Source organism: Streptomyces sp. NPDC111744 (assembly GCF_055634995.1).
The window spans coordinates 280290-295971 of the sequence record NZ_JBVKCG010000009.1; the positions used below are offsets into that span (position 1 = coordinate 280290).

10 protein-coding genes and 1 pseudogene are annotated in these 15682 nt (G+C 71.1%); 6 read left to right on the plus strand and 5 right to left on the minus strand.

The window, feature by feature from the left end; translation table 11 throughout:
- Nucleotides 1-69: 69 nt before the first annotated feature.
- Complete coding sequence (locus ACZ7OO_RS22370) at nt 70-1845, plus strand: chitinase (RefSeq protein ID WP_471506958.1); 1776 nt, start codon at nt 70-72, stop codon at nt 1843-1845.
- Here ACZ7OO_RS22370 and ACZ7OO_RS22375 read toward each other — a convergent pair.
- Together ACZ7OO_RS22375 and gabT are read right to left on the minus strand one after the other, a co-directional pair.
- Entirely contained in the window at nt 1784-2662 is an 879-nt protein-coding gene (locus ACZ7OO_RS22375) for a phosphatase PAP2 family protein (protein WP_471506848.1), read from the minus strand. The genes ACZ7OO_RS22370 and ACZ7OO_RS22375 overlap by 62 nt on opposite strands.
- A 192-nt stretch (nt 2663-2854) precedes the next feature.
- A complete protein-coding gene (gene gabT / locus ACZ7OO_RS22380) occupies nt 2855-4189 on the minus strand; it encodes a 4-aminobutyrate--2-oxoglutarate transaminase (RefSeq protein WP_471506849.1) in 1335 nt (444 codons plus the stop codon).
- A gap of 584 nt (nt 4190-4773) precedes the next feature.
- On the opposite strand from gabT, the gene ACZ7OO_RS22385 reads away from it, so the two are divergent.
- The 4 genes from ACZ7OO_RS22385 (at nt 4774) to ACZ7OO_RS22400 (ending at nt 11621) form a co-directional block, all read left to right on the plus strand.
- A complete protein-coding gene (locus ACZ7OO_RS22385) occupies nt 4774-6921 on the plus strand; it encodes a type IV secretory system conjugative DNA transfer family protein (protein WP_471506850.1) in 2148 nt (715 codons plus the stop codon).
- Nucleotides 6922-7051: 130 nt separating this feature from the next.
- Nucleotides 7052-8617, plus strand: a complete 1566-nt coding sequence (locus ACZ7OO_RS22390) for a PucR family transcriptional regulator (RefSeq protein ID WP_471506851.1) — start codon at nt 7052-7054, stop codon at nt 8615-8617.
- A 158-nt stretch (nt 8618-8775) separates the two neighbouring features.
- Nucleotides 8776-10224: an aldehyde dehydrogenase family protein gene (locus ACZ7OO_RS22395; protein ID WP_471506852.1), complete on the plus strand. Its 1449-nt coding sequence runs from the start codon at nt 8776-8778 to the stop codon at nt 10222-10224.
- A 440-nt stretch (nt 10225-10664) separates the two neighbouring features.
- Nucleotides 10665-11621: an ankyrin repeat domain-containing protein gene (locus ACZ7OO_RS22400; RefSeq protein WP_471506853.1), complete on the plus strand. Its 957-nt coding sequence runs from the start codon at nt 10665-10667 to the stop codon at nt 11619-11621.
- On the opposite strand, the pseudogene ACZ7OO_RS22405 reads toward ACZ7OO_RS22400, so the two are convergent.
- Nucleotides 11615-11804: pseudogene (locus ACZ7OO_RS22405) on the minus strand (transposase family protein); the annotation flags it as partial. The gene ACZ7OO_RS22400 and the pseudogene ACZ7OO_RS22405 overlap by 7 nt on opposite strands.
- 184 nt (nt 11805-11988) lie before the next feature.
- Nucleotides 11989-12198, minus strand: a complete 210-nt coding sequence (locus tag ACZ7OO_RS22410; protein WP_471506855.1) for a hypothetical protein — start codon at nt 12196-12198, stop codon at nt 11989-11991.
- On the opposite strand from ACZ7OO_RS22410, the gene ACZ7OO_RS22415 reads away from it, so the two are divergent.
- The gene (locus ACZ7OO_RS22415) at nt 12146-12451 is read left to right on the plus strand and encodes a hypothetical protein (RefSeq protein ID WP_471506857.1); all 306 of its coding nucleotides are present in this window, start codon (nt 12146-12148) and stop codon (nt 12449-12451) included. The two genes, ACZ7OO_RS22410 and ACZ7OO_RS22415, sit on opposite strands and share 53 nt — an antisense overlap.
- A gap of 168 nt (nt 12452-12619) precedes the next feature.
- On the opposite strand, the gene ACZ7OO_RS22420 is transcribed toward ACZ7OO_RS22415, so the two are convergent.
- Nucleotides 12620-15463 carry a glycoside hydrolase family 3 C-terminal domain-containing protein gene (locus ACZ7OO_RS22420; RefSeq protein ID WP_471506858.1) on the minus strand — a complete coding sequence of 948 codons (2844 nt, stop codon included), beginning with the start codon at nt 15461-15463 and terminating at the stop codon, nt 12620-12622.
- Nucleotides 15464-15682 lie beyond the last annotated feature (219 nt).

Below are 15682 nucleotides of genomic sequence, written 5' to 3' on the forward strand. Positions count from 1 at the left end.
GCGCGCACCCCACCTCCAAATCCCCCATCCCCGGAGGCACTTGTGGTACGCGTCAGACCTGTCCTCACCATGCTCACGGCCGGTCTGCTGGCCGTGTCCGGTATCACCGCGCTCTCGGCGGCCGCCCGTGCGGCCGACGCGGATCTCGCTGCCAACGGCGGCTTCGAGGCCGGCCTGACCGGCTGGAGCTGCACGGCGGGAAGCGGTACGACGGTCGGCTCACCCGTGCACAGCGGCGGCTCCGCGCTGCAGGCGACCCCGGCCGGCAGCGACAACGCCCAGTGCGCGCAGACGGTGACCGTACAGCCCAACGCGCAGTACACCCTGTCCGGTTACGTCCGCGGCTCCTACGTCTACCTCGGCGCGAGCGGGACCGGCACCACCGACGTCTCCACCTGGACCCAGTCCGCCCCCGACTGGCAGAAACTCACCACCACCTTCACCACCGGCGCCTCCACGACCAGGGTCACCATCTACACCCACGGCTGGTACGGCACCGGCGCCTACTACGCCGACGACATCTCCCTCGTCGGCCCCGGCGGCGCAACGGGCCAGCCGCCCGCCGCACCGACAGGGCTGAATAGCGGCACGATCACGTCGTCCAGCGTGGCCCTGTCCTGGACGGCGGTCACCGGCGCCACCAGCTACGCCGTCTACCGGGACGGGGTGAAGGTCCAGACGGCGAGCGGGACTTCGGCCACGGTCGCCGGGCTCACACCCTCCACCGCGTACAGCTTCCAGGTAACCGCCGTGAACGGCTCCGGCGAGTCCGCGAAGTCGGCCGCGGTGACCGCCACGACCACCGCCGGCTCCTCCGGAGGCTCCACCGACCTGCCCACCCACGCCCTGGTCGGCTACCTGCACGCCTCCTTCGCCAACGGCTCCGGCTACACCCGGCTGGCCGACGTCCCCGACAGCTGGGACGTCATCGACCTGGCCTTCGGCGAGCCGACCTCGGCCACCTCCGGGGACATCCGCTTCAACCGCTGCCCGGTGACGGAGTGCCCGAACGTCGAGAGTGACGCCGACTTCAAGGCGGCCATCAAGGCCAAGCAGGCGGCCGGCAAGAAGGTGCTGATATCGATCGGCGGCGCCAACGGCCAGGTCCAGCTGACCACGGCCGCCGCCCGGGACACCTTCGTCTCCTCCGTCTCGAACATCATCGACACCTATGGTCTGGACGGCCTCGACATCGACTTCGAGGGCCACTCGCTGTCCCTGGACGCGAACGACACGGACTTCAAGAACCCGACGACCCCGGTGGTCGTGAACCTGATCTCCGCGCTGAAGACCCTGAAGGCCAAGTACGGCTCGAAGTTCGTGCTGTCCATGGCACCGGAGACCTTCTTCGTGCAGATGGGCTACCAGTACTACGGCACCGGCAAGTGGGGCGGCCAGGACCCGCGCTGCGGGGCGTACCTCCCCGTCATCTACGCCCTGCGCGACGACCTGACCCTGCTGCACGTCCAGGACTACAACTCGGGGCCGATCATGGGCCTCGACAACCAGTACCACTCCATGGGCGGCGCCGACTTCCACATCGCGATGACCGACATGCTGCTCACCGGCTTCCCGGTGGCGGGCGACGCCAACAACGTCTTCCCGCCGCTGCGCCCCGACCAGATCGCGATCGGCATGCCGGCCTCGACCAACGCGGGCAACGGCTATGTCGCCCCCGCCGAGGTCACCAAGACCCTGGACTGCCTGACGAAGAAGACGAACTGCGGCTCGTACACGACCCACGGCACCTGGCCGGCCATGCGCGGTCTGATGACCTGGTCGGTCAACTGGGACCGGTTCTCGAACTGGGAGTTCCAGCGGAACTTCGACGCGTACTTCGGGTGAGCAGCAACCGCAGTGCCGTCAGCAGGACCGTGCACAGGCACCAGCTGGCCGCCACGTCCAGCGGCCAGTGGTAGCCGCGGCGGACCAGCCCGTAGGAGACGGCGAGGACGAGGGTCGCGCAGAGGGCCACAAGGGTGCGGCGGGCGGCGCGGGAGTGGAGCCAGGGGAGGAGGAGCAGGGTCGCGGAGCCGTATGCGATCGCCGCCGTCGCCGTATGGCCGGAGGGGAAGTAGCCGACCGCCGGGGGCACCAGCGGGGTCCCCGGACGGGCGGTCCAGTCCTTGACCGGCACGATGATCGCGGGGACGAGGGCCATCAGGACGGCGGCCGCGGTGGGCGGCAGCCACCAGCGGTCTGTACCAGTGGATCGGCCGCGCCAGGCGACGTATCCGATGACGAACACCAGGACCGGGACCGCGACCGGCGCGTTCCCGAGGTCGGAGAGGAGCTCGGAGAACCGGTCCGGGTGGACGAGTGCGCTGCTCAGACGGCTGTCCAGGCGGAGCAGGGGGCCATGGGCCACGACCTGCCAGGTGATCAGCGCGAAGAGAAGGGCCGGAAGGCCCAGGAGTCCCGCGAGGGGAAGGAGAAGGAAGGAGGTCGGCCGCCCCGGAACAGGGGGGGTGGTTCCGGGGCGGCCGTCCGGGTCGGAATGTCGCGCGCCCCGGGGGGTTTGGGGCGAGCGACCATCCGATCGGTGAGGAGATCCGGAACCAGAGGCACCGGTTGTGTGCGCGAGGGCACGACCAGGTCGAAGCTGGGGAGGCCCCGGCCTGAAATCGCCCACAGTCCCCTGTGGGCGGGGTGTATCTCTCATCTGGTTAGAACCTACGGCAGGGTCAGGCGCGGCGACAGGCGGAATCGCGTCCCGTCATCCACCTCGCACACCTTCTTCACACGGCCTGACGGGGGCCGCCCCAGCCCCCCGCATAACGCCAGGTGGGAGGCGAGGGGCGGCTGTGACACAGGGGTTCGACACCCTTTGAGCGGGCTGCGAGAAGCCTGTGGCTCAGATCCGAGCGAAGGCCTGCTCGATGATGTCGAGGCCCTCGTTGAGCAGGTCCTCGCCGATGACCAGCGGCGGCAGGAAGCGCAGCACGTTGCCGTAGGTGCCACAGGTCAGGACCAGCAGGCCCTCCTGGTGGCAGGCCTTGGCGAGGGCGGCGGTCGCCTCCGGGTTCGGCTCCTTGGTCGTACGGTCCTTGACCAGTTCGATGGCGATCATCGCGCCGCGGCCCCGGACATCGCCGATGACGTCGAACTTCTCGGCCATGGCGGACAGGCGCGGCTTCATGATCGCCTCGATGGCCTTCGCCTTGGCGTTGAGGTCCAGCTCCTTCATGGTCTCGATGGCACCGAGCGCACCGGCGCAGGCGACCGGGTTGCCGCCGTAGGTGCCGCCGAGGCCGCCGGAGTGCGCGGCGTCCATGATCTCGGCGCGACCGGTGACGGCGGCCAGCGGCAGACCACCGGCGATGCCCTTCGCCGTGGTGATCAGGTCCGGGACGATCCCCTCGTCCTCGCACGCGAACCACTGGCCCGTACGGCAGAACCCGGACTGGATCTCATCGGCGACGAACACGATGCCGTTGTCCTTGGCGAACTGGCTGATCGCCGGCAGGAAGCCCTTGGCGGGCTCGATGAAGCCACCCTCGCCGAGCACCGGCTCGATGATGATCGCCGCCACGTTGTCCGCGCCGATCTGCTTGTTGATCATGTCGATGGCCTGGGCGGAGGCCTCGGCACCGGCGTTCTCCGGGCCGGTGAGCCAGCGGTAGCCGTACGCCACCGGCACCCGGTACACCTCGGGCGCGAACGGCCCGAAGCCGTGCTTGTACGGCATGTTCTTGGCGGTCAGCGCCATGGTGAGGTTGGTCCGGCCGTGGTAGCCGTGGTCGAACACGACGACCGCCTGCCGCCCGGTGTAGACGCGCGCTATCTTGACGGCGTTCTCGACGGCCTCGGCACCGCTGTTGAACAGCGCGGACTTCTTGGCGTGGTCACCCGGGGTGAGCTCGGCCAGCGCCTCGGCGACGGCCACATAGCCCTCGTACGGGGTGACCATGAAACAGGTGTGGGTGAAGTCGGCCAGCTGGGCGGCGGCCCGGCGTACGACGGCCTCGGCGGAGGCGCCCACGCTGGTCACCGCGATACCCGAACCGAAGTCGATCAGACGGTTGCCGTCGACGTCCTCGATGATGCCGCCGCCCGCGCGGGCGGTGAACACCGGCAGCACGGAACCGACGCCCTGCGCGACCGCGGCGGTGCGGCGGGCCTGCAGCTCCTGCGACTTGGGGCCGGGGATGGCGGTGATGACGCGGCGCTCCTGCGGAAGTGCGGTCATGGGGGGCTCCCTGATGAATCGTGCGTTCCGGGGCGCTGCGCGTGTCCGGCGGCCCCGGGGCGGCTCCGGCGGTGCGTATCCGGACGCTTTCCTTCTTTCTTCGCAGGCTAGGTCCGGGTGTGGGACGTGGGCATGCTCCATGTGGGTGTTGTCAGGCGGTGCCATTGTCCGCGGTGGACATAGCGAGGGCGACCGGTCGGCCGCCACCGGGCCGGGAGACGGCACAGCGCCGGTGCGGGTGACCGGCGATCCGCGGACGGCCGTCCCGGTCGTCGGCATACGCGCTCGTCATCGGTATCAGCCCCCGACCGCCGACGCGCACGAGCTGTCGGTTGCCCCGGCGGCGCGCATCGTCCCAGGCCACGCCCCCGCCGTCCGGCAGCGGTCCCGCGCGGCTCTGCCTGCCGGGCGTCGGCAGCCCGGTCGCCATCACCGTCCGGTTCAACCTCCGCTTTCGACATCAACGACCGGCCATATCCGGAACGCCTCGACCGGCTCGGCCGCGCAATCGGTGAACTCCCTTGGCCGGGGCGTTAGATTGACCGCTGACGGTGGACGGAACGGCTGGTCAGGGAGCGAGGGCGATGGACAGCGACGGGACGCGGGACGCGCGGGGTACGCATGCGAATCCTGTGCCGCGTCCGGCGGGACCGCAGGATGCGGGCGCGGTGCCGCCGCGGCCGACGGCGCCACCGACGGTGCCTCCGCTGCCGGACGGCTCGGCATTTCTGAGCTGGCTGCGCGCGCCCAGGCCGGAGGCGGCGCCGGGGGTGTGGCGGTTCGGGTACCGGTCCCGGCCCGACGAGGAGCCCGACCAGGTTCCGACCCGGCAGCTGCTGAGCGGGGCGCTGATCGCCTTCCTGGTGGGGTGGCTGGTCTGGTCCCTGCTGACGCACGGCTACCTGGGCGCGTGGTGGGGCCTGCCGCTCCGGCTGTTCCTCCCTGACTCGTGGCAGGGCGAGAACGGCACGATCGGAAGGAGCACGGCTCAGTTCATCTATCAGGGATACACCTACCTCGTAGCCCTCACCATCCTCGTCGTGGTGGGCAAGCTCGGTCGGTGGGGAGAGGTGTGGCGCCGGTTCGTCGCGCCTCGGCTCAAGGCTCCGGTTTCCCGCCAGGAGCCCCTCGCCGTGGAGGAAGACCCCGCCCAGTGGCCCGACCTCCGTGCCGCCGGTGCGCACGACGCCGCCGACCGGCTGGCCGCCGAGGCGCGGACCGGGCTGATGGGGGACGTGGACCACGCCAGGATCGCCCGGGCCTGGCAGGGCGTACGCAGCGGTCGGCACAGCATGACGTCCTTCTCCGCCGCCGTGGTCAAGGACGGCGCCGCCGCCTGTCCGCACCCCTCCGGGGAGCGCGACCTGCCCGCCCGGCACGCCAGGCACGACCTGGTCACCGGCCAGGTGCGGCTCGGCACGACCGCCGACGACCCCCGCAACCCCTACCGCTACCGGGACACCGGCCTCGCCCTCGGCCCCGAACTGCTCGGCACCTCCCTGCTCGCCGTCGGCCCGGCCGGCTCCGGCAAGACCGGCGCGCTCGTGCGCCCGCTCGCCGAGTCGCTCTGCCTGCACGCGCTCGCCGGGCGCGCCTCCGTGGTCGTCGTCGGCGCGGCCGGCGCCGGGCTCGGGCCCGCCGACTCCTACGACGTAGTCGTCCGTATCGCCCACCCCGAGTCCGTCTACGACCTCGACCTGTACGGCGGCACCACCGACCCCGACGAGGCCGCCGCCATACTCGCCGAGGCCCTCGTCGGTGACCTCGCCGACCCGCACCCCGGCAGCGACAGCCGCCGCTCCACCACCGTCCTCGCCCAGCTGCTCGGCCCGTTCAGGGCGGTCCACGGCCGCTTCCCCTCCGTACCCGAACTCCGCCAGCTCCTCGACGGCGCCCCAGGCCCCGTGGCCGCGCTCCGCAAGGCGCTGACGGTCACAGGACACGAGTCGCTGCTGCGCGAACTCGACGCCCGGGAGCGGCAGATGGGGCAGCCGGGGGACGTGGGATCGGTCCTCGCCGACCGCATCGCTCTCCTCGACCGCCCGGCCTTCGCCGGCTTCTTCGACACCTCCGGCCAGTCCCGCCCCTTCTCCCTCAGGGCCCTCGACCACCCGGTCCGGGTCCGTATCGACCTGCCCGAGCGCGGCCACGCGGACGCCTCCCGCATCCTGGCCCGGCTGGTGCTCGCCCAGTTCACGGCGAGCGTGACGGTACGGGACGACCGTTCGCTCTTCGCCTGTCTGCTCCTGGACGACGCGACGGGTGTCGTGACACCGGAGGCGGTACGCGCCGTACAGCGTCTGCGGTCGGCCAACGCGGGCGTGGCGTTGACCCTGCGCACCCTGGACGACGTACCCCGCCCCCTGCGCGCGCCCCTGCTGGGGGCCGCCGGCTGCCGTATGGCCTTCGCCGGCCTCACCCCCTGGGACGGCCAGGACTTCGCCGAGGTCTGGGGCAAGGAGTGGACCGAGGCCCGGGACGTCACCGACCGCCAGATCATCGCGGAGACCCCGGCGGGCAAGGCACTGCACGTCGTACGGCAGGTCATCACCGGCAAGGCGCCCACGGCCCGCGCGGTCACCGTCCGGCAGGTGGAGCGCGAGCGCTGGTCGGCCTCCGAGCTCGCCCACGGCGTGCCGGCGGGCCATGCGGTCCTCTCCCTGACGACCGTCAAGGGCGAGCACGCGCCCCCGCTGCTGGTGGACCTCAGGGGCGGTGCCGGCCGGGTCTGAACAGGGAGCCACACGCGACCGTACAGTGAGGCAGAATCGATAGAAGCCGTTCATACGAGACGGCCAAAGGCCCCCTGTCCCTGTGCATGTCTTCACGTGTGCACGACCGAAGAGAAGATCTGACGGCCTGATGCCACCGACGCTCGCCTCGCTCGTCCACCATTCCGCGCTCAAACTGACCGTGCGCGCGGGCGAGGACCGCCTCGACGTGCCCGTGCGCTGGGCCCATGCCAGCGAACTCGCCGACCCCGTGCCGTACATGGAGGGCGGGGAACTTCTCCTGATCACCGCGCTGAAGCTGGACGCGGACGATCCGGAGGCCATGCGACGGTATGTGAAACGCCTGGTGGGAGCGGGCGTGGTGGGCCTCGGCTTCGCCATCGGGGTCCACTACGAGGAGATTCCCAAGGCCCTGGTCGACGCGGCCGAACACGAGGGCCTGCCCCTGCTGGAGGTGCCGCGCCGCACCCCCTTCCTCGCCATCAGCAAGGCCGTGTCGGCGGCGATAGCGGCCGACCAGTACCGGGCGGTGACCGCGGGCTTCGCCGCCCAGCGCGAACTGACCAGGCAGGCGCTGAACGCCGGACCGGAGGGGCTGCTCGCCGCGCTCGCCTCGCAGGTGGACGGCTGGGCGGCGCTGTACGACGCCTCGGGCGCGGTCGTCGCCACCGCACCGGAGTGGGCGGGACGCCGGGCGGCACGGCTGACCGCGGAAGTGGAACGGCTGCGGGAACGCCCGGCGCCGGCTTCATCGGTGGTGGGCGGCCCGGACAACGAGGACCGGGTGGAGCTGCACTCGCTGGGCACCGGCCGCAGGCCCCGCGCGGCCCTGGCGGTCGGCACCGCGGCGGCCCTGGGCACGGCCGAGCGGTACGCCGTCCACTCGGCCATCGCCCTGCTCACCCTTACGACGGAACGCTCCCGTTCGCTGCACGCGGCCGAGCAGCGGGTGGGCGCGGCGGTGCTGCGGATGCTGCTCGCCGGGCAGCCGGACCATGCCCGGGGGGTCGCCGGGGATCTGTACGGCGGACTTCTCGACGCACCCTTCCGGATGATCGTCGCGGACGGGGGCGCCGAGCTGCTCACCGGTCTCGCGGAGGCGGTCGAGTCGGCAGCGGCGCGCGCCGGGGAGGCGGTGCTGGTGGTGCCGGAGGGGGAGCGGCTGGTGGTACTGGCCGCGGACGGGGGTGCCGCGGTGGGCGCGTGCGTCGATCACGCGGCGGCGCGCGAGGCCGCGCGGGCCGCACCGGAGCAGGACGCCGCCGCGCAGGACGACCTGGTCGTGGGCATGTCCGCCCCGTCCGGCCCGATCGGCGCGGCGGCCGCCTACAAGCAGGCCGAACAGGCACTGTCGGTGGCCCGGCGGCGGGGCCGGGTGCTGGTCGAGCACGAGCAGCTGGCCGCCGGATCGGTGCTGCCGCTGCTGGCCGACGACGCGGTGAAGGCGTTCGCGGACGGCCTGTTGCGGGCGCTGTACGAGCATGACGCGACCGGCCGCGGCGACCTGGTGGCCTCCCTGCGGGCCTGGCTGTCAAGGCACGGCCAGTGGGACGCGGCGGCCGCCGACCTGGGCGTCCACCGCCATACGCTGCGGTATCGGATGCGCAGGGTCGAGGAGATCCTGGGCCGCTCCCTGGACGACCCGGACGCCCGGATGGAGTTGTGGCTGGCGCTGAAGGCGACATCGGCGGACTGACCGGCACCCGGGACTCCACCCCCGATTCGCCCCTGCCAAACCGGCGTACCCCCGCCCCCCACCACTACACCCCGGACAAGCGTCGCTTCCCCTTCCCGCGCCTACGGTGGACGTTGAAAGCCAAGAACATCCCCACACGCGGAAGGGCCGGGACTCTCATGACCGCCACCCACGCCTTCTGGCTCGCCGGCCGTCAGGTCACCGGCGAGGACACCTTCGACGTCACCAGCCCGTGGGACGGGCGCCTCGTCGGCCAGGTCAGCGTGCCCACCGACGCGCAGGTCGAGGAAGCGGTCGCCGCCGCGTACGCCGTACGGGACGAGTTCGCCGCCACCCCGGCACACGTCCGGGCCGCCGCCCTCGACCACGTCAGCCGGCGCCTCGTCGAGCGCACCGAGGAGATAGCCCAGCTGATCTCCGCCGAGAACGGCAAGCCGATCAAGTGGGCGCGCGGCGAGGTCGGCCGTGCCGTCTCGGTGTTCCGGTTCGCCGCCGAGGAGGCCCGGCGCTTCAACGGCGGCGAGGCCCAGCGGCTCGACACCGACCTCGGTGGCCAGGGTCGCCTGGCGCTCACCCGCCGCTTCCCGAAGGGCGTCGTCCTCGGCATCGCACCCTTCAACTTCCCGCTCAACCTCTGCGCCCACAAGATCGCCCCGGCCATCGCCGCCGGCGCGCCGATCATCCTCAAGCCGGCCCCCGCCACCCCGCTCTCCGGCCTGATCATCGGCGACCTGCTCGCCGAGACGACCGGCCTCCCCGAAGGGTCCTGGTCGATCCTCCCGGTCGCCAACGACAAGATGCCCGCCCTCGTCCAGGACGAGCGCCTCCCGGTCATCTCCTTCACCGGTTCCGAGAAGGTCGGCTACTCGATCATGGACTCGGTCCCGCGCAAGCACTGCACCCTGGAACTGGGCGGCAACGGCGCTGCCGTCGTCCTCGGGGACTACGCGAGCGACGCCGACCTCGACTGGGCCGCGACCCGCATCGCGACCTTCTCCAACTACCAGGGCGGCCAGTCCTGCATCTCCGTGCAGCGGGTCATCGCCGACGCGACCGTCTACGACCGTCTGCTCCCGCGCATCGTCGCCGCCGTCGAGGCCCAGGTCACCGGTGACCCCGCCGACGACAGGACCGACGTCGGCCCGCTGGTCAGCGAGGCGGCCGCGGAGCGCGTCGAGGCGTGGGTGAAGGAGGCGGTCGAGGCCGGCGCCACCCTGGTCACCGGCGGTGACCGCGACGGCGCCAGCTTCGCGCCCACCGTCCTCACCGAGGTCCCGGCCGACACCACCATCTCGTGCGAGGAGGTCTTCGGACCCGTCCTCACCGTGCAGAAGGTGTACGGCGAGGCCGAAGCGTTCGCCGCCGCGAACGACTCCAAGTACGGCCTCCAGGCGGGCGTCTTCACCCACGACCTCCAGACCGCCTTCCGTGCCCACCGCGCCCTTGAGGTCGGCGGTGTCGTCATTGGTGACGTCCCCTCCTACCGCGCCGACCAGATGCCGTACGGCGGCGCCAAGCAGTCCGGCGTCGGCCGCGAGGGCGTCAAGTTCGCGATGGACGACTACACCTACGAGCGAGTCCTGGTCCTCACCGGCCTCGCCCTCTGACCTGCCACGGACAGGTCGGAACAGAACGGCCGCAGCCCGCTGTGCGGGGGCTGCGGCCGTTCTGCTGTGTATGGGGGGTGACCTGGGCTGATGGTCGGATCTTGGCAGCGGCTGTTGGTGCGGCGCTACTGGGCGGGCGGAGACTGCTGCGGTGAGCGCCCGTCGCACGGCGTCGCGTTGGAGCCGCAGATGGGCCCGGCCGTCTCGTGGTCGGCCATATACCGGTCGAGGTGCGTGGGGGTCAGGCGCAGGCGCGCAGCAACGGCGCCCTGGGTGGTTTGTCCTCGGCTTCGAAGCTCCGGTGTCACCGAAGCTTGACCGGTGCCATCGGACCTGGAGCGGACGTGTGTCATCGAAGTTTGGGCGTGCTGGTTGGTCCTCGATGTCGGACCCGTGTGCGAGCGTGTAGCGCGACAGCATGCGACCTTTTGGGGGGATCGATGGCAGCAGTGAGTGACGGCTGGGCTGGGATGGGCTGGGACTGGACGGATGTCGACGATGTTCGCCGGCGTCTCGACGAAGGCGCCGATCCGGAGAAATGGAGCGGGGGCCGACCGCTGCATCGCGCAGCGGTGTTTGGCTCCTCGGAGGTCGTCGCCGAGTTGGCCGATCGGGTTGCGGACGTGGACGCGGTTGAGAACGGGGTGACGGCGCTTTGGCAGGCCGTCGTGTCCAGGAAGCCGGAAAACGCACAAGCCCTCGCCGTTGCCGGGGCTGATCCTTGGCGGCTGTCGATCGGCGGCTGGTCACCGGGCCGGTTGAGCCTGGCTGGACCGATGCCAGGCCTGTTCCCGGTACCGGAGGGGGTACGCCTGACCGACACGGAGCGTGCGGCAGCGGAAGAGGCCCATCGGCTCATCACGGCATTGGGCACGTTCCACTACGAGGGTATGGGGCTTGCCTGCGTGGCCGGCATCGATGCGGTCGAGGCGGTGCGCCGTCTGGAGGCGGCGCCGGTGGAGGACGAAGTCATCGATGCGCTGCTGGAGGATCCGTACGAGTACGACATGGACGAGAGCTTGCAGATCGTCGGCGTGACGTCCGTGCCGGGCGGCTGCGTCGTAACACAGCCCTGGGGATACGCGCCGCAAATGCCGGGCGTGCTCACCCAGTTGTCTGCCGACACGGTCTGCTACGGCCTGTACGCCAATCCCAAGAGCGGCAACCAAGGCGGCATCGCCCGTCATGGAAGTGTCGAGGGCTGGGATCTGCACCCGGGTGGGGGACCGGACGAGAACGACACCGCCGAAGAAGTGTTGTTTTCGTACCTCTACCAGTACAACGCCGTGGCCTACTCCTGCGCCTTCGCAGGACTGCGTCTGACCGACAGGCGTGCCGTGGTCGGACCTCCTGATGTGTGGGCCGAACTGCCCCGCCGCGACTACTGGACTCACTGAGCTTCTTCAGTGCTGCGTTGCCGCTCCGGGGTGAGGACGGCCTTGGCGATCGACGTCATGCGATGTCATGCGATTCGGGCTGCATCGGGATCTGCGGAAGATCCGCCAGGACTTCAGGCGTGCGACGCCGCGCTCGACCGGTGCCCTTGCCGCGGCCAGCGCCCGGTTGATGGTCTTCTCGGAGCAGCATGGTTGAGAAGTCAGACATCTCGATCATCAGCTCGGGGGCCTTGCTCGTCGCGCTTCGTGAGCTGCTGCCTGATCGATATTCGAGAGAGGTGCCGCTCTCTTGAATGGCGGCGGGACCTGTGTGCTGACCAGCCCGTGACGCACAGGCTGCGTCTGAGGCTCCTTCCCGCACACCAGGTCATGCGCTTCCCTTCATCTCCTCGGTCGGGGCCCGGACGGCCCGGCGGGCGTTGTCGACCAGGACGTAGATTTCGCCGACCGCCGCGGCGAGCCGGTCGATGTCGACCGGGTCCTCCAGCTCCGCCTCGGCAAACCGGGCGTGGCAGCCGGCCGCGGTGATCTCGTCGACGGCCTCGGCGCGCGCGGGGTGCCGTGGCTGCGCGTTCATCGGCGCGAGCGCCGACGCCCAGCCCGGCGGCGTCGTCGAACATGCGGCCAGCGACTACCGGACCTGGCTGCACGAACTCTTCTTCGGCCTCGCTCAGCAGGCAGGCGCCAAGGACGCGAAGGCGCTCGCCCAGCAACTGGTCCTGCTCTACGACGGCGCCGGGATCAGCGCCTGGCCGGACCGCGACCCCAGTGCCGGAACAGCCGCCCGCGCCGTGGCCGCCGCCCTGGTCGACGCCGCCGTCCCGGACTGAAGTCCCGAGGCGTCCGTAGGCGGACTGCAGGCGCAACGGCTCCGGACCTTGCCAATGGGAACCATTTTCATATACGGTTGTCCGTGACGCTCGACGTCGTCCCGAGAGGGCCCGGCACCGAGGCCTTCCGGTGCCGGACCCCTTCTCGGTGTCGGCCGCTCCGGACCCTCAACCGGAGAAGCCGACGTGCGCGAGCCGCAGTGGGCCGCGCAGTCCGAGGTGGACGTCGTGCACGCCCTCGGCGACGATGCCGGCGGTGAGCGAGGTGTACGCATACGGGCCCGGCGTCGGCTCAGGAAGCGTCAGCACCGCCAGCAACGGGCCGCCGTCCAGGGAGAGTTCCAGCGACCCCACGCCCGACACCCGCGCGGTCACCTCCGTCACCCCCTGGCCGAAGTCGCAGTCCCGGTAGACGAGTTCACCGAGGCCGTCGCCCTTCGGCGTGACCGCGTCGCCCTCCGACTTCGTACGGTCCACGATCGCGATGCCCGACTGCTCGTCGAAGTCGGCCGCCGGCAGACCGCGTCGTGAGACGACATCACGCGGTGCCGCCTGCTCGCCGTCCAGGATCACCGTCGTACGCAGGCGGATGTCCTCGCTGGAGGCGCCGGCCAGCACGTAGTACGGGCCCTGCTCCAGGCGCCATCCGTCCCGCGCCACGTCCCAGAACCCGAAGGCCGAGAGCGGGACTTCGAACTTCAGCTCGGTCCGTTCGCCGGGGGCGAGGGTGAACCTGTGGTGGGTCAGGAGTTCGCGGCGCGGGCGCACCGACGACGGCTCGACCGCCCGGGAGTAGAGCTGCGCCACCTCGTCCGCCGTCACATCACCGGTGTTGGTGACCGTGAAGGACACCCGGAGCGTCCCGTCCGCCACCCCGGTGACCAGGTCGGCGTAGGAGAAGGACGCGTATGACAGGCCGTGGCCGAACGGGAACAGCGGGGTGCCCTCGAAGTGGAGGTACGTCTGGCGGGCGCCGAGCACGTCGTAGTCGAGCAGGTCGGGAAGGTCGGCGTCGGAGGCGTACCAGGTCTGCGGGAGGCGGCCCGCCGGGGAGACATCACCGGCCAGGACCCGGGCGAGTGCGGTACCGGCCGCCTGGCCGCCGTGGGCCGTCCACAGGACCGCGGGGAGGCGGGCCACGTCCACGGCGTAGGGATACGCCGAGGTCAGCACCAGCACCGTCCTCGGGTTCGCGGACCGGGCCGCGCGCAGCAGGCGCTCCTGGTGCGGGGGCAGGGCCAGGGTCGTACGGTCCTCGGTCTCGCGGCCGTTGATGTGCGGGTCGTTGCCCGCGACCACCAGGACCGCGTCGGCCGCGGCGGCCGCCCTGGCGACGGCGTCCGCACCCCGCTCGACGATGATCAGTTCGAAGATCGACGCGTTCTCGGCGGCAACCTTCACGCCGTCGGCGGCGACAGAGACATGGCGACCCGTGCCGAGATGCCGGAGGAGGTGACCGTTCTGGTGTGGTTCCAGGCGGAATGTCTCCTGAACGACCCAGCCGCCGGGCTGGTCGGCGGAAGCGCGGACACGGCCGTCGTCGGCGACCGAGAGATAGCGTCCGTCGGGAGCGCGGAGCGTCAGGACGCCATCGCCCCAGTCGACGAGGGCGAGTTCGGTGCCCGTCGCGTCGGTGGTCAGCGGGGGCAGGTCGGTACGGCCGGCCAGCAGCGCCGGGTCCAGGGCGCCCGCCGTGCCGCGCACCTCGTCGGCGGCCTCTGGGGCGGGCGGTACGTGCAGGAAGGTGCCGTCCGTGAGCCTCAGCCGGACCCGGTCCACGCCCTCCGCGAACTCCACACGCTCCGCGCCGAACCGTTCGTAAAGGCCCTCCAGCGGGGTGGAGCGGTGGATCAGCGTGCCGCTGTACCAGTCGAGTTTGCACTCGTCGGCGAGCAGACCGACCACCGCGATCCGGGTGTCGGGCGCGAGCGGCAGCAGGTCGTCGTCGTTCTTGAGGAGGACCACCGCCTGTTCCGCCGCCTCCCGGGCGAGGGCGCGGTGGGCGGGGGTGTCGAAGTCGGATGTGTGCGCGTACGGGTCGTCCTGCGGGTCGAACTCGCCGAGGCGGAAGCGGACAGAGAGCTGGCGGCGCACCGCCGTGTCGATGTCGGCCTCCGTCAACAGGCCCTGTTCCAGAGCCCCGTTGATCCGGGAGACGATCTGCGAACCGTCCGTGCCGTGGTCGGTGAAGCTGTCGACACCGGCAAGGAGGGCGGCCGCCGTGGCTTCCTCGTGGGTGTCGAAGTAGTGCTCGTGGTCGACCAGGTTGCTGGGCGCGCCGGCGTCCGAGCAGACCAGCAGATCCTCCTGCGTCCAGCTGCGCAACTGCGCGCGCAGATACGGGGAGACATGGTTGGGGCGGCCGTTGACCAGGTTGTACGCGGGCATCACGCCGGCCACCGCGCCCGCCTCCACGGTCTCCTTGAAGGCGCGCAGATCGTACTCGTGCAGCACCCGCGGGCGGACCGAGGAGGAGGAAGTGGCGCGGTCCGTCTCGTTGTTGTGGGCGAGCCAGTGCTTGAGGACGGGCGCGGTGCGCCAGTACACCGGGTGGTCGCCGCGCAGGCCGTGCGTGTAGGCGGTGGCGATGGCGGAGGTGAGCTTCGGGTCCTCGGAGTAGCCCTCCTCGTTACGGCCCCAGAGCGGGTGGCGCAGCAGGTTCACCGTCGGCGCCCAGACGTTGAGGCCCACGCGGTCGTCGCGGGCGCGCATCGCCCGGACCTCCTTGGACACGGCCTCGCCGACCCGGCGTACGAGATCGGTGTTCCAGGTCGCGCCGAGCCCCACCGCCTGCGGGAACACCGTCGCCGGGCCCATCCAGGCGACCCCGTGCAGGGCCTCCTGGCCGGTACGGAAGGCGGCGATGCCCAGGCGTTCCACGGCGGGTGCGAACTGGTGCAGGAAGGAGACCTTCTCGTCCAGGGTGAGCCGTGCCAGCAGGTCGTCGATGCGCTTCGCGAACGGCAGATGCGGGTCGCGGAAAGGCGGCGTAGGCGGCGTTTGTGCGGTCACGTGCGGTTCCCCTTGCGATGGAGCGGCGTGGCGCTTTCGAAGCGCTTCGATGCTCATTCGACGCACCGGTGGGTGTCAAGAGACGCTCACCGATATCTCAAGTGGCGCATACGAAGAGGTCACTCCCACCAGCACGGAGGAATCTTGGAAGCGACCCTTGTGCACCCCTGAGTGTTCACTTAACCTCGCAGCAACATCGAAGCGCTTCGACTAGCCGAC

Excerpts from the sequence above, each read along its gene's own strand:
- ACZ7OO_RS22410 (WP_471506855.1), bottom strand. The coding sequence starts at position 12,198 with ATGAACGCGCAGCCACGGCACCCCGCGCGCGCCGAGGCCGTCGACGAG.
- ACZ7OO_RS22375 (WP_471506848.1), bottom strand. The coding sequence starts at position 2,662 with ATGAGAGATACACCCCGCCCACAGGGGACTGTGGGCGATTTCAGGCCG.
- ACZ7OO_RS22400 (WP_471506853.1), top strand. The coding sequence starts at position 10,665 with ATGGCAGCAGTGAGTGACGGCTGGGCTGGGATGGGCTGGGACTGGACG.
- ACZ7OO_RS22385 (WP_471506850.1), top strand. The coding sequence starts at position 4,774 with ATGGACAGCGACGGGACGCGGGACGCGCGGGGTACGCATGCGAATCCT.
- ACZ7OO_RS22390 (WP_471506851.1), top strand. The coding sequence starts at position 7,052 with ATGCCACCGACGCTCGCCTCGCTCGTCCACCATTCCGCGCTCAAACTG.
- ACZ7OO_RS22395 (WP_471506852.1), top strand. The coding sequence starts at position 8,776 with ATGACCGCCACCCACGCCTTCTGGCTCGCCGGCCGTCAGGTCACCGGC.
- gabT (WP_471506849.1), bottom strand. The coding sequence starts at position 4,189 with ATGACCGCACTTCCGCAGGAGCGCCGCGTCATCACCGCCATCCCCGGC.
- ACZ7OO_RS22370 (WP_471506958.1), top strand. The coding sequence starts at position 70 with ATGCTCACGGCCGGTCTGCTGGCCGTGTCCGGTATCACCGCGCTCTCG.